Source organism: Streptomyces tagetis (assembly GCF_018069565.1).
Classification (GTDB): domain Bacteria; phylum Actinomycetota; class Actinomycetes; order Streptomycetales; family Streptomycetaceae; genus Streptomyces; species Streptomyces tagetis.
The window spans coordinates 136968-159865 of the sequence record NZ_JAGPNL010000007.1 but is presented as its reverse complement, the minus strand read 5'-3'; the positions used below and the strand labels follow the sequence as shown (position 1 = coordinate 159865).

The following is a 22898-nucleotide window of genomic DNA, read 5'->3' as shown; positions in this document are numbered from 1 at the left end:
CGGTCGGTGGATCAAGCGATGAAGAGACATGCGTCCCAGGCGGACCGGGGTGGTGCGGCGGTGCTAGGCGCCAGGAGGGCCAGGGCTATGCCGGCGGCGCCGTCGAGGAGGCCGAGGCCGCCTTCCTCGTCCTGAACGAGTGCTGTGGCCGTGAGTTCGGGGTCGGTGTCTGGTGGGGTAACCGCAGCCAGGAGGGCCGGGATCGCGGCGTGGAGTTTCCCCGCGGTCGAGGGGTGGGCGTCGTCTGCCGTACGTGCGGCGGCGTGGGCGAGGCCGGCGAACCCGTGGCAGAGGCCGTTGTCCGTCGTGGCCTTCAGCTGCTCGGGGTCGGTGAGGGCGGCCACGAGCGCGTTCTCCGTGTCGATCTGGCGGCTCGTATCGCCGAGTTCGAGCGCGGCAAGTTGCTGGGCGCGGACGAGGCCGGCGGTGCCGTAGCACCAGGACGGCCGCCGGGGCGCGGACGGGGCGAGATGCCCCGTCCGCAGCTCGTCCTGAGTGACCCAGTACGGCCAGACCGGTCCACCGTCAGCTCTCTGCTTCCAGCGGTCCAGCCAGGTCAGGATGGTGTGCAGTGCCGTGTGGTGCCCGTCAGTCACGGAGCCGTTCCGAGCGGCGAGGGCCAAGAACGCGAGCACACCGCCGATGCCGTGCGCCATGCCGGTGTTGGCGTGTCCCCCAGGGAATCGGTCGTCCGGACTGCCCGAGGGCCCGGTCTCCGTCCACCAGCCCGGCAGGAACTCGCCATGGTGGATGATCGGTTCGGTGAGGCGCACGCAGTAGTCGAGAACGGCGCGCATCGTGGAACTGCCGGGGTTTCGGCGCAATAGGTAGGCGCCGTATCCGGTGAGGCCCCTGATGGCGTCGAACTCGGCGAGCTGCGGCAGGCGTCCGGCGTCGATGCGGCGGTGTGCGGCGTCAAGACGGCGTCCGACGTCGATTGCGATCTGTCCGTCCATCGCGTCGAGGGCGCGCTGGTAAGAGCCGGGGAGGTAGTCGGCGGCGCAGCTCAGGGCGTGAGCGAAGGCGGGCACTCCGTAGAACGGGTGGCTGTCCGGGCCGCTGGTGAGCGAGTGCCGGGAGGCGGCGGCGAGCCAGTCGTGGGCGCGGTGCCACGGGCCGAGGCCCCTCGCGGCCAGCTCGATGTGCAGGAGCGCGATTCCGGGCGGGCCGTAAGCAAGGTGCTGCCGATCCGAGGACAGCGTCCTGGAGCCGAGGGGCACGGTGTCGGGATCGGCGAGCCGGTCGGCGATGGCGTCGACCAGGCCGAGCGCGGGGTGGGCGGTCACGAAGCCCTCCCCCTGGTGCGGGCGGTCCAAGCCAGGGCGGCGGCACGTGCCAGGTAGAGGCACACCTCTTCCTCAGGGAAGTTCACGGCGACGTGGCGCACGAAATGGACGTGCAGCAGGGAGGTCAAGACATCGTCGACGGCGATGCCCTGGGTGTCCGGGCCGGGCAAGTGCGGCCGGTACGCGGCGAGCGCCGTGTCCCGGTCGGCCCATCCCGACACGATGGCGTCCCCGCCTGGGACGCGGCGCAGCGCCGACCAGTCGTCGCTCGGGTCGGCGAGCCGTACGGCGTCGGTGAACTGCGGGCGTGGAACGGGAGCGGGGGCTGTCGGAGGGATGTGGTCGATCAGCCATCGCATCCCGGCCTCGGTGCTGCCGAGGAACGCGGAGGCGATAGCGACGGTGTGGGCGGCCACCAGCGTGCGCAGTTCGGGGCGCTGTGGCTGCGCGAGCTGGGCCAGGACGGCGCGCGAGTCCGCCCGGAACACATCCTCGGCCGCCTCCCATGCGGTGCCGGAGCCCCAGCGGCCCATCTCGCGGTAGGAGGTGGGATAGCGCAGGTCGGCCAGCAGGCCGATGCTTCGTAGCTCGTCGGCCCAGGCGCTCACCGTTCGGGCCGTGTCGGCGAAGGCTTCCGGGTCGGGGAGGGCGATGCGTACACGGAGGTGCTGGTCCGGGTCGCGGAAGCGGATGAACCACCACGGCGGGTTGCCGAGTTGTTCGAGGAGGCCGGGCCAGTGCCGGGAGAGCAAGACGTCTTGGCGGCGGGGGTCGCCGTATAGGGCGGCCAGAAGAACCGAGGAAGCGGCGGGTGTCTGCATCTGGGTCGCAGACAGGGCACGGGCCGGGCTGGGGGCTGGTAGTGGCGGCCATGCCGACGGCCTGGTTGCTTTGAGGGGCACCACGACCTCGTGGGCTCGCCCACCGCACCAGCCGTACGCCTCTGGTTCCGGGGCCTCGACGAGTACGGCCAGGCACGTACGGTCGAGGTGCCTGCGCAGGAGCGCACGGTGGCCGGCCTCGTCGAGGTCGAGGAAGAGGCGCCGGTCGTCCTCTACGAGATGGACGCGGCGCGGCAGCCTCCGCCGGGCACGCCAGTCGCTGAACGCTGCGTCCCACTCGGCCCGAGGATGGGCACGGCCGGGCAGTTCGGACGCTTCGAGCCGCCAGCGCGCCGGGGCCAGCACGGTCCGGCCGTACCGCAGACGTGGCAGGAACGGCATCGCCGCTGCGGCGCCCCAGTCGAAGACGGTGACCTGCGCACACTGAGCGCGGGACAGTTCAGTGAGGAACCGCACCAGTGGCGGGGTGTGGGTGCGCAGGTTCAGCGCGTGCATCCCGACGGCCTCCACGCGGTGGCCTCGCTCGGGGACGGCGAGGTACATGCGGCGGCCGTCGCACCCCACAGCCATGTCCTCCGGGGTCAGGACGGTGTCCTGCGGGGCGTGGTGCTCCTGAAGGCTGATCACGGTGCGTAGAACCTGTGGGGAGCGGGTGACGTGTGCGCTCTCGGGGAGCAGGGGCGGGAAAGAGAGCTGCGCGGGCATGGTGCTGCCGTCAGCGGCCGGGAGGTCGGCAAGCTCTGTGGCTAGGGCCTCCCGGTCGGCAGGGGCCAGCACGCTGAGGAATCGGCCCGTGGAGACGCCGACACCGCGGGACAGGCTCACGACCTCCAGTCGGAACCGCCCGCGCTGCAACTCCTCCAGGCTGGCCGCGTGCACCCGCACCCCAATCTCCATGTGCGGCGGCAGCCGAGGCTCGTCGGGACCCACGTCCAGGGCCTCAATCTGTTCGTCCGTGAGGATCACTCCGTCACGGCCGTCGAGCGCGGCGGCCTGAGCCAGCCGTACGAGGGCGTCATCCCGAGCGGAGACGCGGGGCCTGCGTGCGCTGGCCGGAGCGCCTGGGTAGCCGTCGGGATAGCCGGTGCCGCTGTCCGCGACGACCTCCGCGAGCGGCACCATCGTGCCGATGCCGTACCGCTCGTAGAACCGCTGGTGGTACTCGTTCCAGGCGGCGGTCCCGTACGGGCGGATGCTCAAGCGGGTCAGGACGAGAGCGGCCCGCTCGATCTCTTGGGCGACCGCTTCCGGCAGAACGATCTGGGCGTCCAGGCGGAGGTCGAGCGCGACGGGGTGGCGACGCAGGCCAGGGACGAGGTCTCGCATCCGCGCCGCGACGCTGTCCCGGCCGCCGTGTGTGGCGCACTCCTCTAGGCCAGCCCGGACCGCGTGGAGTTCGCGTACGGTCTCCGCGACCGGGGCGAGGCTTCCGGCGTCGATTGCGTCGAGTTGGCTCACCAGATACCCGAGTGCGTCGGTCTCGGTGCTCGGAGCGTGCAGGCCCGTGATCAGTACCCGCCGCCGGATCAGCTCCGCCAGCAGTTGACGCGCCTTCTCGGGACCGGCCTCGGGGAACTCCGCCTGGAGCTTGTCCACGAGGGTGCCGAACCGGATCGGTAGTCGGGTCGCGGCCAGGACCGCGCTCACCGGTCCGGTCAGGGCCAGAGACGCCTCGACCGGGCGAGTCCGGTCGTCCTGAACGTCGGGCTGGAACGGCACGATGAGCCGGTCTCCCCGGTACGTCACGGTGTTGTTGATGACGACGGGCAGTCGTTCGACGAGGTCCGGGCATGACTCCAGCCGTGCAACCAGGGCCGCCAGCCACTCTGCCCCTGCGCGGCCCACGGCCACGTGCTCCTCGCCCCAGTCGGCCCGAGCCTGTGGGCCGAAGTCCGCGGTGGCCACGCCGGCGAACAGGCCGAAGGGTGTCGCCCGGTGCTGCGCCCGCAGCAGGTAGCGGGCCACGGACAGCGCGGCGCGCTGCACATCCCGGAGGGCGGGGTGCTCGGCCGTGCACAGGGCCCCTACCTGCGCGGCCAGGACCGGGTTGGAGTGCTGGAGTGCCTCGACGACGTCCTCGTTCGCCCAGACCGCGCGTAGCCACGCCATGCGGGCAGACGAACCAGTGGGCGAGCAGTCATCGAGGTCAGGGCAGGGAGGAAACGGCAGGGAGGGCCGGGCCACGGCGCGCACGAGAGCAGTGGAGCCGGTGCGGAACGCTGCGGGCGGAGCAACCACCAAGTACCTCCGTAGGTGGGGGCGGGCGGCTGGTGCCGCCGCGCGGAGACGCGGCGGCACCAGACCGGATTGACCTCGGGCCGGTCAGGCGACGTTGGTGGTGCAGGCGCCGCAGGTGGACCCGCAGTTGTCGTCGGTCAGGTTGACCAGGCCGGCCGGGTCGACGATCTCGACGAGGGAGACGTCCAGGTCGAAGCCGTCCGATGCCCCCGGGATCTGCGGGCGTACTTCGGTGCGGCTGGGAACTACGGTGCTGCGCGTCATGCTGCAACTCCTCGCAATCGTTGTGGTGTTACTGGGCTGGAGCGCCCACCAGGTGCCCACGGGAGCGGTGCCGGATGGCTGCTCCTCGACGGCTCCTGGCCACCCGGCGCGAGGTGACGTGCTCCGCGTAGGAAGTCCTCGCGGGGGTGCCTGCCTCAGGCCGGGAAGTCGTGTGCCGGAAGTCTGATCAAGCGGATGCCGGCCGCCGCTCCATGAAGTACGCGAGCGCCTGGGCCTGGAGGCGATCGAGGCACGGCTCGCACGCGTAGAAGGGGGCGTGCTGCCCGTCCCACTGCACCGGGCCGAGCCAGATCACCAGAACTCCGGTACGCCTGCAGCCGAGCCAGCAATCACCGGTGATCCACGGCCACTCCATGGAAGGACGTCCCCTTTCTCAGCTGGTGGGGATGGTCGATCTGGCGGCCTGGCAGTGGGGAGCGCAGGCCCAAAGCTGGAACGGCAGGCCCTGGTGGCGTATCTCGCCCAGCCGTCGCCCACTCGCTCCCAGCCGGCGGGCGCAGAGGGCGCAGTCCATGGCCATCTGCTGGCGGGGCCGGAGTCGGGCGAGATCCGGAAGGGGCGAGGGTGCCGTGGCCGGGATACTCACTCGCCGCCCCCGGTGCTGAGTTCCGCCCAGACCTCTTTGCCCCAGGGGCGTCTGCCCGAGCCATGCAGGTCGTAGCCCCAGCGGTCGGCGACAGCATCGACGAGGAGCAGCCCACGCCCCGACTCGTCGTCGTCACCCGCCTGACTGAGTATGGGCAGGCGCGTCGGTTCCCGGTCCACGACCCCGACACGCACTCGTGTCGCGCTCGGCCGCCCAACCGTGAGGCGGATCTCGGGACACGGAGTGTGCCGGGCGGCGTTCGCGATCAACTCCGTGACGATCAGCGCGGCACGGTCGGCGAGGCCGTCGAGGTGCCACACACCGAGGACGGCTCGGACGAGGTCGCGGCCGATCTCGGCCGTGGACGGCTCGCACGGAAAGGTCTGGCTGTACGTGGGGTGGCCGACGGATGGGACCTCAACTGGTGTTCTCAGACTCGTCATTGAGTGGAGCCTTCGTGTCGTCTCGGCGCCCGGCCCGCCCCCGCGGGAGAACCTCGGGGGCGGGCCGGGCCGTCAACAGCCGCCCGCGAGGTGGGGCATGCGAGCGACCAGCACCCAGACAACTCCCTTTCCCAGCTGGTTGGTTAGGACGTTCAGGTGGTCAGCCGACGGACCGACCTAGGGCGTTTTGACTCCCCCTTTACCTGGCGGGCGGGGATCGTGCGGGCTACCGTGCCCGCATGGACACCACCCGCAACACCGTTCTTGAGGCGTGGATGGCCGAACACGGCTACAGCTCCAACAGCCTCGCCGAGGCCGTGAACAGGGCTATTGAACGGTTGACCGGGCGCCCTGGTGGACTCGACGGCTCATCGGTCCGGGCATGGAAAGCGGGGCGGGTCACGTGGCCAAAGTCAGCCGCCCGCAAGGCACTTGAGGACGTCACCGGACTACCCGCCGTCGCTTTAGGGTTCGTGCCACGGAGCCGGCCTACGTCCACCCCGGCCCCACCGCAGCAGGAGGACCCCGACATGAAGCGCCGCACCCTTGTCGGCAGCATCGCGGCGGCTGCCGCCGCGGCAGCCGCACCCGGCACCGCATCGCCGCGCCGTATCGGCATGAGCGACGTCAACCGCCTCAACAAGCGCTTCGCCGAGATCATCGCCAGCGACCACCGCCACGGCGGTCAGCTCGGCATCGAGCAGCGGGCCGCCGCTCTCGCCGACGAGGCGCTCAACCTCCAGAACGCAGGCGGCGCCACCCAGCGCGTACGAAGCAACCTCTACGCCTCAGCAGCTGCCTTCCGCTCCTCCGCGATGTGGGCTGCCATCGACGGCCGGCGCTACGACGTTGCCAAGGCGCACATGCGCGAGGCCCAGGCCCTCGCCGAGATGTCCGGCGACCAGGCGATCAAGTTCCGCATCTGGAGCCACGCGGGCACCATGTACCGCCACATGGGCCGCCCCGCCGACGCGTCCGCCGCCAACGACGTCGCCCGCAACCTCCACCTCACCCGCCGAGACCCGCTGTTCGCCTCCCTCGGCCTGGCCCGCCAGGGCGCCATCCACGGCGCGGCCCAGGACCGCACCGGCACCCGCCGCGCCTTCGAGCAGGCCCAGGACGCCATGCTGCGCGCCAACCCCGCCGACTACCGCCCGGTGTGGATGCTCGCCTTTTACGACCAGGCCGAGCTGGACTCCCTGGCCCTCTCCGCACACCTGGCCCTCGGCGACTACTCCACCGCCGAGTACCACGCTCACCGCTGCCTGTCCGCCCTCCGACCCCACATGATCCGGTCCCGGGCCATCACCACCACCCGGCTCGCACACGCCCAGCTGGCACAGGGCGCCCCCGACGCCGCCACGGCCACCGCGATGAAGGTCCCCGCCGAAGCCGCCACCCAGCACGCCCGGGTCACGCGCATGCTCCAGGAGTTCGGGGCCGCACTGCGCGCCACCGCACCCGGAAGCACCACCGTCCAGACCTGGACCGAGCACACCGCCACCTGGAGGATGGCCGCATGACCACGGCGCCCGCCATCGAACTGCGCACCTTCACCACCCTCGACACAGCCCGCGGCGACCTCCTCGACGTGTACGCCGACGTGCGCGCCCCGCTCCTCCACCTGCCGAACTACGCAGTCACCGCGTTCGGCGAGCGCCTAGACCGGCACGGGAGTGAGCCGGGTTTCACGGCCGTCCTCGCGTATGCGGACGGGCATCCGGTCGGCTACGCCTACGGCAACACCATCGAGCACGGCGACCGCTACTGGCAGCGCACCAGCCCCACACCGGCGGAGACGTACACCAAGCGTCCGGCCGTGGCCCTGAAGGAAATTGGCGTCCGACCGACCTGGCGCAAGACCGGCACCGCCCGCCGCATCCACGACGCCCTCCTCGCCACACGCGATGAGCCGTATGTCACGCTCATGGTCAACCCGGCCGCCGGGGACGGAAAGGTCCACTCGCTCTACGAGTCGTGGGGGTACGAGGACATCGGACAGAGCCAGCCGTCACCGGCCTCGCCGGTCCTCACCGTGATGATCCGCACCATCCGCTGACCGGATGCGTACGGCGATCCCCCCACTCGGACCGCCAAACAAGGTTCCGTAGAGCCGAGGAGCTGGGCCACCTACGGCACGGTAGGTCAGCCACGGAACGATTTCGACGCATAGTCAACTACCCCATCAGTCCACCAGGTTGGGGAGGTCTCGGTAAGCTCACAGGGTGAACACGGGTGACCTGAAGAGCAAGGTAGACCGCGTCTGGGACGCGTTCTGGTCCGGTGGGATCTCGAACCCTCTGGAGGTGATGGAGCAGATTACGTACCTGCTCTTCATCAGGTGGCTGGACGAAATCCAAATCCTCAAAGACAACCAGGCCCAACGCACGGGAAACCCTGACCCTGCCCCGCTCTTCTCTGAAGGCCAACAGGATCTGCGTTGGCACAACTTCAAGGCCAAGCAACCCGAGGTCATGTACACCCTCGTCTCCGAGGGCGTGTTCCCCTACCTGCGCCGGATGGGCGGCGACGAGTCGACGTTCTCGCATCACGTGAAGGACGCCCGCTTCACCATTCCGACCGCGAACCTCCTGGCGAAGGTCGTCGACCTCCTCGACGACATCACCATCGAGAAGAGCGACCCCCGGAGCGACATCTACGAGTACCTGCTGGCGAAGGTAGCCACCGCTGGCCAGAATGGCCAGTTCCGCACACCCCGCCACATCATCGACCTGATGGTCGAGATGACCGAGCCTCGCCCGAGCGACGAGGTCTGCGACCCCGCATGCGGCACAGCGGGCTTCCTTGCCCAGACGGCTGCCTACGTGAAACGCGAGCACGGCGACGTCCTTCTGGAAACCAAGCAGCGCAAGCACTTCAACGAGAACATGTTCCACGGCTTCGACTTCGACTCGACGATGCTCCGCATCGGGTCGATGAACATGCTTCTCCACGGCGTCAAGAAACCGGACATTCGCCGCCAGGACTCGCTCGCGGAGAACCTGGCGGGCGAAGCCGGTAAGTATTCCCTCATCCTGTCGAACCCGCCGTTCGCTGGCAGCCTCGATTACGAATTCACAGCCGCAGACCTCGTCCAGGTCGTCAAGACCAAGAAGACGGAACTGCTCTTCCTGGCACTCTTCCTGCGCTTGCTGAAGATCGGTGGACGAGCGGCGGTCATTGTGCCAGATGGCGTCCTATTTGGCTCCACAAAGGCGCATAAGGAACTGCGTCGGATGCTAGTCGAGGACCACAAGCTGGACGCGGTGGTGAAGCTCCCGAGCGGTGTTTTCAAGCCGTACGCCGGAGTCTCCACCGCCATCCTCTTCTTCACCCGCACGGACACGGGCGGTACGGACCACGTCTGGTTCTACCAAGTCCTAGCCGACGGCCTCAGCCTGGACGACAAGCGAACCCCCCTCCTGCCCGAGGGTCGCCTTGGCGCTCGCCCCTCGGGTGGCCCCCTGTCAGACGACGAGCACGCCCACAACAACTTGCCGGATGTCCTGAACCGCTGGTTCAACCGCAACAACACGGAGCGTAACCGAACGCGAGCAGAACAGAGCTTCTGTGTCCCCAAAGCAGATATCGCCGCGCAGGGCTACGACCTGAGCCTGAGCCGATACGCCGAACGGCCTCGGTACTTGATGACCGGCAGACGCGTAACGCTGGCCAATCTTGTCGATGCGGGTCTACTCGCGGAAAGCACACGGCTGACCTTTGAGTGTGCGGGGGTAAGCCACACCGCAACAGTGACAGCTGCGGGACAGCTCGAACTAGCTGATGGCCAGCGGTTGTGGTCTCCCTCTCAGGCCGCGGCAGCAGCGGCCGGCGAAGGCTCCTTTGACGGTTGGCAGACGTGGATCCTGGAAGACGGCACAGCACTTGACCGGCTGCGCCAGAGATTCCTAGAAACCCCGACCACAGGCATTACTAGCCCTAGCATCGCTGACGTTACGCTCGCCGCTCAACGCCACGAAGAACTAAAGCATGCCAGAGAGCAGGCAGCGAACGGAACGCCGGTGACTCTAACCGTGACGGAGCTACTCGAATGGTGGGGGGTTCAGCGACGTAGCTCCATCACCAGCGACAAGATAGTCGCTGAATTGGCAAACCACAGCTTGGTCACATCACCCAACTTTGATAGCGTGCCCGCCTTCACCACGGTGCAATTGATTAGCGCAGTCCAACATACCGAAGCAACAGAAAAATCTCACCATACTCTATCGGTTGACGAATCACCGACAGCAGACACAGATGAGGATGCGCCTGTGGCCGGTCCGACCGTGGGCATGTTGCCCTCTGCTCTTGGTGGCGTCACCTCTGTCTCCCCGCATGCGACGTTCGATGAAGCCATCACCCAGATGATGCTCAACGACTACTCGCAACTCCCGGTTCTATCAGGACGCACCCTCCACGGGGCTGTCACCTGGAAGTCGATCGCCCGCGCACGGCACGCTAATCAGAAAGCCCCTTTCTCTCGGGCCATCATCCCCGCCAGGGACGTCCTATACAATCAAGATCTGATTGACATTCTTCCAGCCCTCACAGAGTCCGAATTCGTGCTCGTCCGAGACCAGACCAATGCCATCGCAGGGATAGTAACTGCGAGCGACGTGGCATCCGCTTACGGAGCCATGGCTACCCCGTTCCTCCTAATCGGGGAATTCGATCGACGGCTGCGCCGGATACTTTCCTCTTCTATCGAGCTCCGCGAGATCCAGGCCCTATGCGATCCGGAAGGCGACCGGAGCATCAAGGAATTCGATGACTTGTCGATCGGAGATTATCAGCGCACTCTAGAGAACAAGGACGCGTGGGAGAAGCTCGGTTGGCCGCTGGAGCGAAAGGTATTCATCGCACGCCTCGACCAGATACGAGGGATCAGGAACGATCTCATGCATTTCAACCCTGACCCATTGCCTGACGATGCCGTCCAGAAGATTCGCCACATGATCGCCGTGCTAAGAGAATATGACCAAGAAGAAAGTTAGGAACCTGCCCCATTCATACGCTCGCCCCTCAGCCTGAGATGGTCAGATATAGACCGCGGATAGCCTGAACGAGGCTCCCGATGTGGGTCATCGAACATCGGAGCTTACGAGGGAGCCAACAGGACCCGAGGGTGGCAACAGCCTACTCGATGAGGATTGCGGGACCGTTTGCCCGCCACCTGGCCGGCGAGCGGTTCTCTTACCGGCCCAGGCGCTGGAAGCCAACCGTGCCTCCGGCCCCCCCGTTATGTTTTCCGCGGTCCTGCAACGGGGCCGCCTTGGCAAGAAGCACGACGATGCTGTGCTCGTCGACCGCGCCACCTCGGGCACGGCGTGGCGCCGGGCGGACCGGTGAGGCCCACAGCAGAGAGCCCAACGGCGACGGCCCACCCTGTTCGTACAGCGTGGCCGTGGAGCGCACAGGCGAACTGGAGACGCAGTTCGGCCAGACAGCCTCCACATAAGGGCCGTCAACTTATTCTCCACGCTGTCGACGTTGCATAGCCCGGGGATTCTAACCCTGGTCTACTATTTTTCCTGAAACAGTGGAATCACACCTGGATCCAGGTGATCTTGATTTCCCATTGGCTTAGCCGCAAGGAATAGCTCTTCACGCACTGGGACTCTAGCCGTGACAGTCCGAAAAAGCCCCGGCGTCACTCGGGCCTCTCTAGCCAAGGACATTTCACTCATTCCGACACCGGAGAGAATTTCCACGGCTCGCGGATACAAAGACGGTTGTTCCACGGCCGGCATCTCGCCAGGCTCACGCCTCCGCCAACCCTTCGACGACAAGTAGGCGATCGCATTGCGGTAGGTTACGTCACTCATGACACCGAGCGCCCTGGAACGATAAAGCAACGCTTGTAGGCTGACACCGTACGTTTCCTTCAAGGTCGCGAGGACTCTCCAATCCGCCTTGTTGGGCAGAACATCTCTCAACTCATCTTCTGGCAGCAAGAGTTCGGCAGCGAATCGGTGAGCCTGATTCTCTACAATCCTCCCCCCCGGTTCGGCATCTACGTGCATAACCAGGTGCCCAAGTTCGTGAGCCACGTCAAACCGCTGGCGATAGTAATCTTCCTTGGCAGGATTCAATACTATTGTCGGCCTATATCCGTCATCAAATGAGTAGGCGTCGACTGCTGCGGTCTGCGCGGGGCTGAAGACGACCACGACACCGTTATTCTCCGCGAGTCGAACGAGGTGGCCGACTGGGCCGACCTTGATATCCCAGTCCTTGCGCAGCAGTCGGGCCGCCTCTTCAGGCAGGGCACTGGCTTCGTCATCTATGTCAACGCTCAGCCTTGGGATGTTCGACTCAGGGAACTCGACATGTCGCTCAAGAGCGGCGCCGACATCCCCGGCGATCATCCCATAGGCGAAGGCTTGATCACGCGCTAGCTGCGTTGTGGAACGCAGGGACCGGAAATGAGGAATTGTGTTGCTGACAGCAGGCTGATGGGGGCCAGGCAGAAAGAAACTCGGCTCCACACCAAGCGTTAGGCACAACTGAGCAACCGTTGCCGGGGCAGGTCGCTTCGTGTTGTTTTCATACGCAGCGACGGCAGTTGCGCTTTTGTCGATTTTCGCCGCAAGTGCGTTCTTCCGAAGACCGACCAACTGCCGTGCCAGCGTCAAGCGTTGTCCGTCAAAGAGGCGAGAGGCGTCACCCACCTGCACTTCGGTGCGGCGCAAGGACTCCATGACCATCCACTCGTTTCATTACTTGTCGTTCCCCTCCCGCACCTCGCGACGGAGACGAACAGGGGCATCCTGCACGCCGGGCGTTCCGGGACGGGGGCCGGGAGAAGCCGGAATCGTTCCCGTACCGGGAGTTCCGAAGTCGGTAGCAAGTAGATCATGCTTCCAGTACCAGGCTTCCCCTCTTCCACGGTTCAAACGAGAGCGTCCTAGGTAAAGTTCTCGGATACCCACCTCAAGTTCCACACTATGGGCGGCAATGAGCGACGTAAGGTCCAGATCCTCCCCTTCCTCACTCATTGCCTGGGCTATGGATGCAAGGGACGGGGCAAACTCATCGCCGAACGGAAGCATGGGGTGTGGGTCGACATACCCATCAGGCTTGCCCTGGGACGCAACGCGCTGCTTGGTGGGGCTCTTCCGGGGCCAAGGGATGCGATTGCTCTCCCCATAGACGAACGAGGCAAGGAGGATGCGCCACCTCCCGCACCGCCACCCTGGCGACTGGTTGAGATCCGACCACGTGACGACGCCCGGAGTGATGATCGGCATCTTGCGGTGCTCGCCAGGGAACAAGCCGGCCGCTACGGCGTCCAGACCCGCGCCAGCAGCCTCGGGGGCATCCACGGCGTACTTGCCCGTGGAGAACACCCTGTGCAGACGGTCACAGAAGAGCCTGTGGGCAGTCGTTCCGACCCAACCCTGATCATGCCCCGTGTCGGGGTCGTAGTCCTCCATCGTGCGCCTGTAAGCCGACGTACCGGCCCAGGCCAGGGCGGAGAGCACACCACTGGACCCAAGGTCTTCAAGCGCATCCTGCTGCTCGCTCATGCCACGGGACTATACACCTTAACCAAGTAATCCGTGCATGAAACTGAACCAAGGGACCCCTCTCGCGTGCCGACATGAACCGAACATGTGAGCTATTTACGTGGGGAACCTACCGTACCCACTGTGGTGACACCAGGGATACACACCACGCAAACACGGCCCAGGGGCAGCAGGTCGTCACTGACAGCCAACACTCGACACCAATCAGTGCCCAATCGGTGTTGCGCAACCCGGTTCGTGCTTGGTACCGTTTAGGTGTTGCCCCTCACAGGGCAGCCTCACATACTAACCCGAGGCGTATGCCTCCAGAGGGCGAGACCTTTACGGTCTCGCCCTCTTTGTTTGGGGTGACCACTTGACCACTGCCTCCATTCCTGACGGCAAAGACCCAAACTCCGCCTACAGCCGGCACGTCACAACCCGACTGTTCGACTTCACCAGCGCTTGGACCCCTTGGCACCGAAGACTTTGGGCTATTGGCTCCTTTTTGTCACTAGAGGAAGTTTACGAGGCCGGCCAGTGGATGGAAAGAAAAGTCCTTGGCAATTCCACCGTCGAGTGGCATAAGCATGCATTGGAACGCCTGCTTGGGCAGGATGCAGCAATCGCAGATAAAATCCGTAAGCAAGAGCTTCAGAAGCTACTCCGAGGCGACCTATCGATTGCTAGCGCAGATCGCAGACGCCTTAGACTCTTCATCGACCGCTGTCGTCCCGGCTACCTGGAAAGATGGGCAGACAAGGCTGCGGAGGCAACTCCGCCTAGAGCTGAACTAGTCGCTCGGTCGGTTGCGTCCCATCTTCTCGATGACGGGCATAGCTTCTCAGGTCTTCAACACTGGATTCGGAATGGCCGCTCTAACCTGTCCGCTTATGACGTGATCCGCGAAGCCAGCCTCCTCGCTGACCAGGGCAGCAGCATTTGGGAAATCTACGTCCCTTTCAAGTCCCTTCCGAAGTTTGAAGAGCTTACGGAAGGGCTCAGCCATTGGGTCATGACGAAAAATGCCCCTTCCTGGCTATCGCAATGCAGCTACGTAACGGATCCAGATGAGGTCGGCGGTTTTATCTATCGCGTGGAAGCTCGGGACTTCGAGCGAGCCATTGAGATAGCTAGCGACCTGGTTGACCGAGTAAAAGCTCGATCAAAGTTCGCCCGCCTCGCTGGGACAGTAGCCCCCTGCGCAGATGTATGGGTGAAGGGTGTTTCTGGCCCTCAGCCACTAACTTCCGCCACTCGCGGGGCCCACGTATTGTCGCTGGCATCCGAAAAGCAGATCTACGCTGTTGGTAGCGGAGTAAACCGGGCAGGAGGCGACAGGGAAGAGTTCATCGATGATGCCTTGGAATTGGCCGCCACTCTCAATACGGGCGGTCTAGCGCCAGCGCTTTCGGGGTCTTGGGCGGCACTGGAGTCTCTTCTAACCGAGCCACGGGACCCCACCGAGCCAGGCAAGGTTATTGCGGCCACACGCGCTGCTCAACTGGTGGCTTGCTCGTGGAGCAGAGCAGAGCTTACCGCAATTGCTCACCAAGTGCGGGAGCGTCAAGGTGACACCATTGCCGCCGACCTAAAGGCCATGGGAACCAACCGGGAGCGGGCCGAGCATGTGGCAAAGCTGATTGAGTCAAACGTTGCCATCCCCTTGAAGAAAAGGTGGCGCCTACGTAGTGATGTTGCAGCTATCGAGAGAATGCAAGAGTTGCTCGCCAACCCTTCCGGGGTACTGAATCGAGTGCATTTTTACCTTGAGTCATCTCTACGCGGCCTCTACAGGGCTCGCAACGTGGTGGTGCATGGTGGCTCAACGGGTGGCGTCGCGCTAGCAGGAACGCTGAGGGTTGCTGCACCCTTGGTCGGTGCGGCTCTGGATCGAATTACTCACGCCTACCTTGTCTCGAATACTCCGGTCCTTGAGCTGGCAACCCGCGCGGAGTTCAACCTGGCGCATGCTGGCGACGAGTTGGGTCCTCACGTGTGCAACCTCCTTGAGTAGCGCGCAGCGCTTCGAAAGTTGGCCGCACCTGCCAGCGGGGGCCAAACGGTGCAGCCTCACCAGTACTCCCGCGGACTGTCGTAGGCAGCCACGGAGCCGAGCTGCCTCTCCGAATCTGCAAACGCCAAGGCGTCCCGGTCCTCGCCGACCATGCCTACATGGGAGCCGGCCAGTGGGTGACGACACCCCTCTCGGTTGGAGCACAGCTGGTCATACGCCTGAATGCGTGAGCGATGCGTGAGCGATGCGTGAGCGATGCGTGAGCGGACAGAGCGGCATCCGGTGTCAGAGGGCAGGGGCGGGGGTAAGGCCGGGTGGTGCTGACCTGCACGGACAGCACCACCCGGCACGATCAATCACTGACGATCACGGATCCAATCCCACTCCTAAAGCGGGTGTCGCAGGTTCGAATCCTGCCGGGGGCACAGCGAGAAGGGCCAGCTCAGGAGGGGTTTCCCCTGGGCTGGCCCTTGGTCGTTTCAGGGGGCGTGCCATACGTGTGCCGCGGGAGGTCACGTGGAGTCCGCGTCTTCGGGGAGCGTCTGAACGGTCAGTGACCTCACCCGGGCTTGGGGCTACTCGGAAGCGGAGGCACGCGACGGCCGCCGTGACCGTGCAGTGCACGGCGGCTTGTGAGCGGTGTGTGAGTGCAGGGGAAGTCGGTCTCCCGGGCGTCTTCCCATGGATCACCACCGTTCGGTACGGGTTTCGCGGCGCTCTTCTCCACGGCGAGTCGCTCGGCGATGGTGATGAGCCCAGGGGCCAGGTTGGTGTCGGCCTGCGGCGTGGCCGAGGAAGGGTCCGGTGCGTTGCCCGTGAGGGGTGCGGTCTTCGGCGGGTCACGGGCCCATGTGGACGTGTGCGGCCCAGAGGGTCGGAAACCGGGGGTAGCGGTCTCGGATCAGTTGGATCGCAGCGTGTACGGAGGCGCCGGTGCGGGTGGAGTCGAAGCCGTCGGCGGCGAGTTGGGCGTAGACACGTTCGGCGATCTCGACGGCGATGGTGTCGTTGATCTGCCACAGCGTCCCGACGACCTGGGGAAAGCCGGCGAGTTGGAACGCGGTGACGACGTGGAGGGACTCGTCGGCCAGGTCTCCTCCGGTCACGGCGGTGTCGCATGCGGAGAGATAGGCGAACTCGCATGTCTCCAGGCGCAGCCGGGAGATCTCCAGCACGTTGAGCGGGTTGACGGCGTGGTCGTGGACCAGCAGGTGGCTCCGATAGGGGTCGTCGGGGTCCGCGCCCGCGTGACACGCGAAATGCGCCCAGGGGTGGGTGGCGAGGCTCGAAAGCACGGCCTGGCGGGTCGCCCCCTCCCCGACCAGGCCCTCCACCGTGGGAAGGAGCCGAGCCAGGTGCCGGTATTCGGTCAGGGCACCCGGCAGGTCCCGGGCATCCGGTGTGTGTGGCATGGCGACCGCCAGTAGGCGCGGTGGGCCGGATTCCCCGGACGGCGTCCTGCGCCGGGCGTGTTGGGCCCGTGCATGGGAGAGGGCGCGCACGGTGGGCGCGTACGAGGACACGACTCTGTCCATGACCGTTCGACGGGTCCCGCCCTCGGGGGGCGTCTCGAGATGGTGGCCGGCGGCATGCAGCGGAAAGTGCGCCAGCGGGCCGCAAGGTATCCACCACAGCCGGCGGGTGCCGGATTCCCCCAAGGGCCGGGTGGGGAGGAGCAGGTCGAGGACCGGTTCCGTCACCGTGTCCCAGAGCCAGGGCAGCACGTCCTCCACGAAGCCACGTTCGGCTTGGAGGCGTGCGTCACGGGAGCTGCCGCTCCGCGCCAGGAGGTTCCGCATCTCGCCGAGACGGTCACGGACATCGTTGTGGTCGACGTCCGGCAGCTCGCACACCCGAATGCCCTCGGTGGTCAGAGCGAGGGCGTCGCACCGGTAGCGGCTGACGTTGACCATCACGATGGGCCCGCCGTGCGCTTCGGCGGCCAGTCGGTCGGCGCGAGGGGGCAGCAGGAAGCCCTCCAGCCCGGCCAGTGTCCGAATCCGCGCGACAAGAGCGTCCAGCTCATGGGCCAGCCGGCGGCGGAGATCCGGATCTTCCTCGCCCCCGGCGATCAGGTCGGGGCCGTCCGTGGCGGAGTCGTCCAGCCGGGCGCAGAGGTGATCGAACCGTTCCGCCAGGGCCGGCGCGCGTTCCCTCAGCTCCGTGAGATCCGTTCGGGACTCCAGGGCCTGCGCCAGGAGCACGCCCCGTCCCATTTCGAGCACTTCGACGGCACGATCCGGCTCTCCTGCGGCGAGCGCGCATGCCGCCGCGTCACTCGCCAGACGTGAGTACTCGGCCATCCATCGCGTCGCGTCGGACCGCGGGAGTCCACGAGCCGCCAAGCGGGGCAGCAGTTCCACGCCGAGCGCGAACCCACGCGCCGCCTGCTCGGGCCGGCCGGTCGCCATCGCGAGCTCGCCCCATTCTCGAGCGGACGCGAGCCGGACCGTCGTCGGGGCGCTGTTCCTGGACGCCGCCGTCTCCAGGAGACCGAGCGCCTCCTGGACGTGCCGTCCGTCCTCCGCCGTCACACCGTGGATGCTCAGCGACAGCGCGAGATTGACTTCGCACTGTGCCCGGAAAGGATGGTCCTCGGCGGTGCCGTCGACGGCGGCACGGCCTGCCGAGATCGCCTCCTCCAACGAGGGCATGTCCCCCGAGTGTGCGAAGTACAGCCGTAGGGAGTTGCCGAGATTCGTCAGAGCGGCGGCTCGGTGACGGCCGCCGCCCTCGGAGGCGAGATCCGTCATCTCGCGCTCGAACACGATGGCGTGCCGCAGACTGCCGAGGTCCTTGGTCCGGTGGGTCCTGGCCTTCAGCACGACGGCGAGGTTCGCCACGTACATCCACCGATTCGGGTGGTCCTTCGGCGTCGCCGCGACCGCTTCACTGCCCAGCGCGATCGCGCGGTCCAGGTCGTGTGCGTCTCCCACCTGGTTGAACCTGTGGTTCAGCATTCCCACGAGGGCCGACCGATAGCGCGCGCCGTCGGGGTGTCCGGCGGGCGAGGCGTCGACCGCGGCGCTCGCGGCCTCGATGGCCTCGTCGAGCGCGGCCATGTCCCCGTTGCGTTCGGAGAGTACGTGCAGAAGGCTGCCGAGGTTGTGAAGCGAGGTCTGCTCGATCGGCGTACCCCGCGGCGCGGCCTTGGCCGCGCCGCGCGACATGGCGATGGCCTCGTACAGGACCGACCGGTTTCCGGTGCGCTCGAAGTGGTAGCGCAGCAGGATGGCCGAGTTCAGGAGCGCTGCCGGCCGATCCCGGTCGGACTCCGGCAGGGCTTCCAGCGCGGAGGCGCTCAACTGCAGGGCCTCGTCCAGCACGGTGGCGTCGTCTGTGCGTTCGTACAGCATCCGCAGGGAGTCGGCCAGCCCGCCCAGGGGCAGGTACCGCTTGTCGTCCGTCTGCGGCACCTCGCGCACCGCCGCACGGCCGATGTCGACCGCCTCCCGGAGGTGTCGGACCTCACCTGTGCGACCGAACAGCGCGCGGAGGGACTCGGCCAGGTTGTGCAGGGACATCGTCCGGTCCGCGCTTCCGACGGCGGACTCCCTCGTCAGGCGCCGGGCGATCACGACGGCCTGCTGGATGTCGGCGAGTTCCCCCGTGTGCTCGTACAGCCGCTGCCAGGCCATCCCCAGGGTCCTCAGCCGGCCGACGAGCAGGGCAGGATCTTCAGCGGTGTCGGCGGCGGCGTTGCGCGCGGCTTGGATCGTCAGCCGCGCGGTGTGCGCGTCGGCGCCGCCGCCCAGGTGCATGGCCAGCACCTGGAGGAGGTCCTCCCACGTCGCCTCGCCGTCCGGCCTCAAGGGTGCCCCGGGCGGTCGCGGCACCGGATCAGGCAAGGGCAGATCGGGTCTCAACAAGCTCACGACGACGAGCAGTGCCGTGGCCGTCCGTACCTCCGGCAGGGCGCGCGCGTCGGCGAGAGACAGTCCTCGTTGCCAGTGCAGCATCCCGACGAGGTGGCAGGTCTCCACGATGTCCCGCGTCCGGGTCGTACAGGCAAACAACTCGACCGCCTCGGTCAAAGCGGCCTGGTCGAGGAGACCGTACGGGCCGGCCGCACCATCGAGCCTGGACCGGACCGCCGCCGTCCACCGTCTCCGCACGCATCCCCCCAACGCCCGTCGCACACAACGGATTTCACGGCGTACGGGTCTCAACACCGCATTCTCGCGTGAAGCTTATGACTCAGCACGTAACGTGACCACATGGCAGATTTGGTCGAGACCCTGTCCGACGTCATCCTGAAGTCCAGTGAGACAGTGCTCCGAACGCACGGTGCCTGCCCTCGGCCGCAGGTTCACATCCTGGCCGAGGACATGGACCAGCCCTACGTCGGCTTCGTCACGTGTCGGCTCTTCTACCGTGGCGCGGACGCGGCGTCCGCGCTCGCGGGCCTGGGGCTGTTCCCCTCGGTCCTCATGGCGACGCGAGTCCTGGTCGTGTGGGAGGACTGCGACCTGCGTACGGCATTGGAGTCACCGGGCGACTCCTTCGCGACCGGCGTGGTCATTCTCGACGCCGGCCTCGATGAGCACACGCTGAACTGGCACCCCTTCGACGTCGAGGTCGGCGGCACCAGTCCGCACGGCATTCCCACGGTCATCCCGCGCTGGGGCACCACCGCCCACTACAAGAACGTGCGACTGCCGGCGCCCGTCGCGGAACTCCTCGGGGTATGGCGGGAGTTCCGGCAGGAGGACATCCAGGAGACGGCGATCAGACTCCAGGAGGCCGGGTACGAGTTCGACATGGTCACGCGCTGAGACCGTGCTGGGCGTTGCCGGTGGGCGGCTGCTGCTCGGCTGTACCGGACGGCGACGCGCCGGCGGGCCCCGGTGGCGGCTCCGGCGGCTCCTCAGGGGCGTCGGCACCGCCCTGCGGCTGATACCCACGAGGGTCACCGGGTCCGGCCAGGAACGCCCGCTCCCACGGGGTCAGTTCCTCATCCGCTGCTGTCATCTCGCCCACCTCCGGGTCGGTGTTCCGGGGCCTTCACCATCTCCACCACGTCAACATCGGCCATACGCAGGTAGATCCCGCCCGTGTGTTCCACCCGGGAGACGAAGGAACCGTCCGCGGCCATCCGGTACGAAGCCTGCAAATACAGGTCGGCCTCCTGGGGATGGCTTGAGGCGTACGACCGCGTACCGAACCAACCGCCCACCCACGTACCGTCCTTCAGCCGCGCCCGGACGAAACGCGGCCCGCTGTCGGCACTCGTACCGAACACGTAGTCCCACGCCGTCGGCACGGGCCTGTACACGGAACGGGCACGGCGTCGCTCCCCGTACGACACCGTCGCCGCGGCGGCGGCCGGTACGCCGAGGAAGAGCACCAGAGCCCACATACCGGTCTGCCGTGGGCTCTCTGCCGCCAGCGCGCTCAAGCCGGACCGTTCGGCCCTGCGCCATGCCCGCACCAGTGCCGGACCGGCGATGACCGCGTACACCCCGTTCAGAACGACGCCGGCGGTGATGGCCCGCAGCATCCGCTCGCCGAGTTGCGCCTCCGTGGCGACCGGCCCCCGCCAGCGCTCGCGCAGAAACTGATAGGTCAAGCCGGGCAGAACGAGCAACACGAGGGCCAGTAACTGGCTCATCGTGGACGGTGGTTGCATACCTCCCCCTGCACCCCGAGCCCTCGAAGTCTCCCACAGAGAACGCGGTTCCGGTCTTCTGTCGTCACCGTCACCCCACCAGGACGACGCCGATCGCTACGACCACGGCGATCCCCCCGGACCGGCATGTGGCAACGGCAGCACGAAGTGGCTCGGTCAGCGGTCAGCGGTCAGCGGTCGGGGTCGGGGTCGGGGTTTTCCCCGGTGGTGTCGCAGGTTTCCGGGGTGGTCGTCCTCGGGGGGCGTTTCTTGAGGATCTCGCGGGCGCGGGTCTCGGACCAGCTCGTCTCGTACCAGGACGCCGTTGCCGGGCCGAGGTCCCTCGCCAGGGGGGCGAGGGCGCAGGACCGCAGGGGCTCTTCGAGTCTGTCCAGGGCCGGGACCGCGTCCGCCGAGAGGTCGCGCGCGTAGTGCAGGTCGAACTTGTGGGTCGTCTCGTATCGCCGGACGTTGTTCTCGGCGATCAGCGCGTCGGGGGCGGCCAGGCCGAAGGCGAGGGCCCCGGCGGCGGCCGACGCGGCGACGGCGCGGGGCAGCCGGCGTGCGCCCCAGACTCCGGCGGCCATGATCAGCAGGATGACCAGGCCGAGCCACAGCTCCATGGTCACGACGGAGATCCGCAGCCGGGTCAGCCCGTACGCCTCGACGTACATGTCCATGCGCCGTACCGCGGAGGCGACCACGATCAGGGTGAGTGCGGAGAGGGTGCCGAGGATCGCCCGCACCAGGTTCCGGTCACCGGGTCCGCCTCGTGGTGCCCAGCGCAGCGCGACGACGATGACCAGGAGGGTGAGAAGCGTGGCGATGAGGAGCTGCCAGAAGCCCTGCCGCGCGTACTCGGCGTAGGTCTGGCCGGTCTTGTCCAGGACGGCCTTGTACCCGCCGAACAGGACGGCGAGCTGGATGGCGTTGAAGACGGCGAACAGCACGCACAGGAGGAGCAGCGGGAGCGCCCATTCGGCCCGGCCCCGGGGGCGCCCCGGACCGGTTCTGAAGCTGTCCCACCGCAGAGGGGCGGCGGCGCTGCGTCCCGCCGCCAGGGCGCCGAGGAGGCCGAAGGCGAACAGCACCAGCCGCCAGGGGCCCTCGCCCAGGGACGTGTCCGGGACGAGCCTGCCCAGCAGGTCGGCGAAGGCCGCGTCGGCCCCGGCGAACAGCGCGCCGAAGACCAGGAGGAGCACGGCCGTCACGGCAAGGGCGCGCAGCGCGGAACCCAGGTTGCCGGCGGCGTCTCCGGCCCGGGACCGCACTCCTCGCCAGCCCCACGCGGCACCCTTGGACAACGAGTCGACCAGCCCGAAGGGGCTGAGGAGGACACCGGCCCAGGTCCGCGAGCCGTGGAGGGCGAGCGACGCGAGGCCGACGGCGGTGGCCACGGCGAGGAACGAAGGCCACTGGGCGGCGTGCAGCGCCGGTACCAGCAGGAGGGCGAGCCCTCCGGTGCCCCAGGCGAGCGTCCAGGGGCGGGCCCGCGACCGGCCGGCCCGGCGCGCGGCGAAGTACGCGGTGAGCGTGGCCGGCAGGGCTACGAGGAGCAGGTTGACGCCCACACCGTCGTCGAGGAGCGCCATGCTGAGCACACCGGTGGCGAGTGCCGCCCAGAGGACGTCGGTGCCGACGGCGGGGGGCGATCCGCGGCGCAGTCCGGCGAACCAGACGCCGTGGGCGTGATCGCCGTCGTACGCGAGGCCGGGGGCTTCACCGGGCTGCGTCTCCGTCGCCGCGCGCGACCTGCCTTTCGGTGGTGTCGCCGCCCTCTGCGCCCTGCCCGTGCGTGCGGTCTCCCCCTCAGGTATTCGCTCCGACTGCCGGGAGCGCTCGGGCGGTTCGGCGGGCTCAGGCAATCCGGCGCGCACCGGTGGCCTCTCTTTCACGGGACCCCTCCCAACCGGCCCCGGGACGCCCGTCCTCGGGTACGTCGAGCGGGTACCGGTGTCGCTTGCGAAGCCGCCGCCGTGATCGTCAGGGCGGCGTGCCGCAAGGGTAGCGGGACCGAGGGGCGCGTCCGATCACAGTCAACTCAACGTGTTTACAGGGGTGTTGTGCCAAGAGCTGTCCCGTCCA

General features: G+C 67.1%; 16 protein-coding genes and 1 pseudogene. 6 read left to right on the top strand and 11 right to left on the bottom strand.

The window, feature by feature from the left end:
- Positions 1–11: 11 nt before the first annotated feature.
- The 5 genes from J5Y05_RS23330 to J5Y05_RS23310 all read right to left on the bottom strand — a co-directional run bounded on the left by J5Y05_RS23330 (position 12) and on the right by J5Y05_RS23310 (position 5680).
- Entirely contained in the window at positions 12–1286 is a 1275-nt protein-coding gene (locus J5Y05_RS23330) for a lanthionine synthetase C family protein (RefSeq protein WP_210875013.1), read from the bottom strand.
- Complete coding sequence (locus tag J5Y05_RS23325) at positions 1283–4237, bottom strand: lantibiotic dehydratase (protein WP_210875012.1); 2955 nt, start codon at positions 4235–4237, stop codon at positions 1283–1285. The genes J5Y05_RS23330 and J5Y05_RS23325 overlap by 4 nt, the downstream gene beginning before the upstream one ends.
- Positions 4238–4450: 213 nt before the next feature.
- Positions 4451–4630 carry an FxLD family lanthipeptide gene (locus tag J5Y05_RS23320; RefSeq protein ID WP_210875011.1) on the bottom strand — a complete coding sequence of 60 codons (180 nt, stop codon included), beginning with the start codon at positions 4628–4630 and terminating at the stop codon, positions 4451–4453.
- A gap of 187 nt (positions 4631–4817) precedes the next feature.
- On the bottom strand, positions 4818–5006 hold the full coding sequence (locus J5Y05_RS23315; protein WP_210875010.1) for a hypothetical protein: 189 nt from the start codon (positions 5004–5006) through the stop codon (positions 4818–4820).
- A gap of 227 nt (positions 5007–5233) precedes the next feature.
- The gene (locus J5Y05_RS23310; RefSeq protein ID WP_210875009.1) at positions 5234–5680 is read right to left on the bottom strand and encodes an ATP-binding protein; all 447 of its coding nucleotides are present in this window, start codon (positions 5678–5680) and stop codon (positions 5234–5236) included.
- 239 nt (positions 5681–5919) lie between these two features.
- Between J5Y05_RS23310 and J5Y05_RS23305 the strand changes: the two genes are divergently transcribed.
- The 3 genes from J5Y05_RS23305 (at position 5920) to J5Y05_RS31990 (ending at position 10674) form a co-directional block, all read left to right on the top strand.
- A complete protein-coding gene (locus tag J5Y05_RS23305; protein WP_210875008.1) occupies positions 5920–7203 on the top strand; it encodes an NsdA family TPR-like regulatory protein in 1284 nt (427 codons plus the stop codon).
- Positions 7200–7739 carry a GNAT family N-acetyltransferase gene (locus J5Y05_RS23300; protein ID WP_210875007.1) on the top strand — a complete coding sequence of 180 codons (540 nt, stop codon included), beginning with the start codon at positions 7200–7202 and terminating at the stop codon, positions 7737–7739. The genes J5Y05_RS23305 and J5Y05_RS23300 overlap by 4 nt, the downstream gene beginning before the upstream one ends.
- A 166-nt stretch (positions 7740–7905) precedes the next feature.
- On the top strand, positions 7906–10674 hold the full coding sequence (locus tag J5Y05_RS31990; protein ID WP_307854056.1) for a CBS domain-containing anti-phage protein: 2769 nt from the start codon (positions 7906–7908) through the stop codon (positions 10672–10674).
- Positions 10675–11202: 528 nt separating this feature from the next.
- On the opposite strand, the gene J5Y05_RS23285 is transcribed toward J5Y05_RS31990, so the two are convergent.
- Together J5Y05_RS23285 and J5Y05_RS23280 are read right to left on the bottom strand one after the other, a co-directional pair.
- The gene (locus tag J5Y05_RS23285; protein ID WP_247615188.1) at positions 11203–12387 is read right to left on the bottom strand and encodes a helix-turn-helix domain-containing protein; all 1185 of its coding nucleotides are present in this window, start codon (positions 12385–12387) and stop codon (positions 11203–11205) included.
- 12 nt (positions 12388–12399) lie between these two features.
- Entirely contained in the window at positions 12400–13209 is an 810-nt protein-coding gene (locus J5Y05_RS23280) for a hypothetical protein (protein WP_210875006.1), read from the bottom strand.
- 355 nt (positions 13210–13564) lie between these two features.
- On the opposite strand from J5Y05_RS23280, the gene J5Y05_RS23275 reads away from it, so the two are divergent.
- Both J5Y05_RS23275 and J5Y05_RS23270 read left to right on the top strand, forming a co-directional pair.
- Complete coding sequence (locus J5Y05_RS23275) at positions 13565–15205, top strand: hypothetical protein (protein WP_210875005.1); 1641 nt, start codon at positions 13565–13567, stop codon at positions 15203–15205.
- A 107-nt stretch (positions 15206–15312) separates the two neighbouring features.
- Positions 15313–15396, top strand: a pseudogene (locus J5Y05_RS23270) (IS5/IS1182 family transposase); the annotation flags it as partial.
- Between the two features lie 648 nt (positions 15397–16044).
- Here the strand turns inward: J5Y05_RS23270 and J5Y05_RS23265 are convergent.
- Positions 16045–19239, bottom strand: coding sequence for a CHAT domain-containing protein (locus J5Y05_RS23265; protein WP_210875004.1), 3195 nt, complete (start codon positions 19237–19239; stop codon positions 16045–16047).
- 183 nt (positions 19240–19422) lie between these two features.
- Between J5Y05_RS23265 and J5Y05_RS23260 the strand changes: the two genes are divergently transcribed.
- Positions 19423–19980: a hypothetical protein gene (locus J5Y05_RS23260; RefSeq protein WP_210875003.1), complete on the top strand. Its 558-nt coding sequence runs from the start codon at positions 19423–19425 to the stop codon at positions 19978–19980.
- Here J5Y05_RS23260 and J5Y05_RS23255 read toward each other — a convergent pair.
- The 3 genes from J5Y05_RS23255 to J5Y05_RS23245 all read right to left on the bottom strand — a co-directional run bounded on the left by J5Y05_RS23255 (position 19970) and on the right by J5Y05_RS23245 (position 22708).
- A complete protein-coding gene (locus tag J5Y05_RS23255; RefSeq protein ID WP_210875002.1) occupies positions 19970–20176 on the bottom strand; it encodes a hypothetical protein in 207 nt (68 codons plus the stop codon). The two genes, J5Y05_RS23260 and J5Y05_RS23255, sit on opposite strands and share 11 nt — an antisense overlap.
- Positions 20160–20816: a DUF6338 family protein gene (locus tag J5Y05_RS23250; protein ID WP_247615187.1), complete on the bottom strand. Its 657-nt coding sequence runs from the start codon at positions 20814–20816 to the stop codon at positions 20160–20162. Before J5Y05_RS23250 ends, J5Y05_RS23255 begins: the two co-directional genes overlap by 17 nt.
- 188 nt (positions 20817–21004) lie before the next feature.
- Positions 21005–22708, bottom strand: a complete 1704-nt coding sequence (locus tag J5Y05_RS23245; RefSeq protein ID WP_372450517.1) for a DUF4153 domain-containing protein — start codon at positions 22706–22708, stop codon at positions 21005–21007.
- Positions 22709–22898 lie beyond the last annotated feature (190 nt).

Excerpts from the sequence above, each read along its gene's own strand:
- J5Y05_RS23325 (WP_210875012.1), bottom strand. The coding sequence starts at position 4,237 with ATGGCGTGGCTACGCGCGGTCTGGGCGAACGAGGACGTCGTCGAGGCA.
- J5Y05_RS23320 (WP_210875011.1), bottom strand. The coding sequence starts at position 4,630 with ATGACGCGCAGCACCGTAGTTCCCAGCCGCACCGAAGTACGCCCGCAG.
- J5Y05_RS23315 (WP_210875010.1), bottom strand. The coding sequence starts at position 5,006 with ATGGAGTGGCCGTGGATCACCGGTGATTGCTGGCTCGGCTGCAGGCGT.
- J5Y05_RS23310 (WP_210875009.1), bottom strand. The coding sequence starts at position 5,680 with ATGACGAGTCTGAGAACACCAGTTGAGGTCCCATCCGTCGGCCACCCC.
- J5Y05_RS23305 (WP_210875008.1), top strand. The coding sequence starts at position 5,920 with ATGGACACCACCCGCAACACCGTTCTTGAGGCGTGGATGGCCGAACAC.
- J5Y05_RS23300 (WP_210875007.1), top strand. The coding sequence starts at position 7,200 with ATGACCACGGCGCCCGCCATCGAACTGCGCACCTTCACCACCCTCGAC.
- J5Y05_RS23285 (WP_247615188.1), bottom strand. The coding sequence starts at position 12,387 with ATGGTCATGGAGTCCTTGCGCCGCACCGAAGTGCAGGTGGGTGACGCC.
- J5Y05_RS23280 (WP_210875006.1), bottom strand. The coding sequence starts at position 13,209 with ATGAGCGAGCAGCAGGATGCGCTTGAAGACCTTGGGTCCAGTGGTGTG.
- J5Y05_RS23260 (WP_210875003.1), top strand. The coding sequence starts at position 19,423 with ATGGCAGATTTGGTCGAGACCCTGTCCGACGTCATCCTGAAGTCCAGT.
- J5Y05_RS23255 (WP_210875002.1), bottom strand. The coding sequence starts at position 20,176 with ATGACAGCAGCGGATGAGGAACTGACCCCGTGGGAGCGGGCGTTCCTG.
- J5Y05_RS23250 (WP_247615187.1), bottom strand. The coding sequence starts at position 20,816 with ATGAGCCAGTTACTGGCCCTCGTGTTGCTCGTTCTGCCCGGCTTGACC.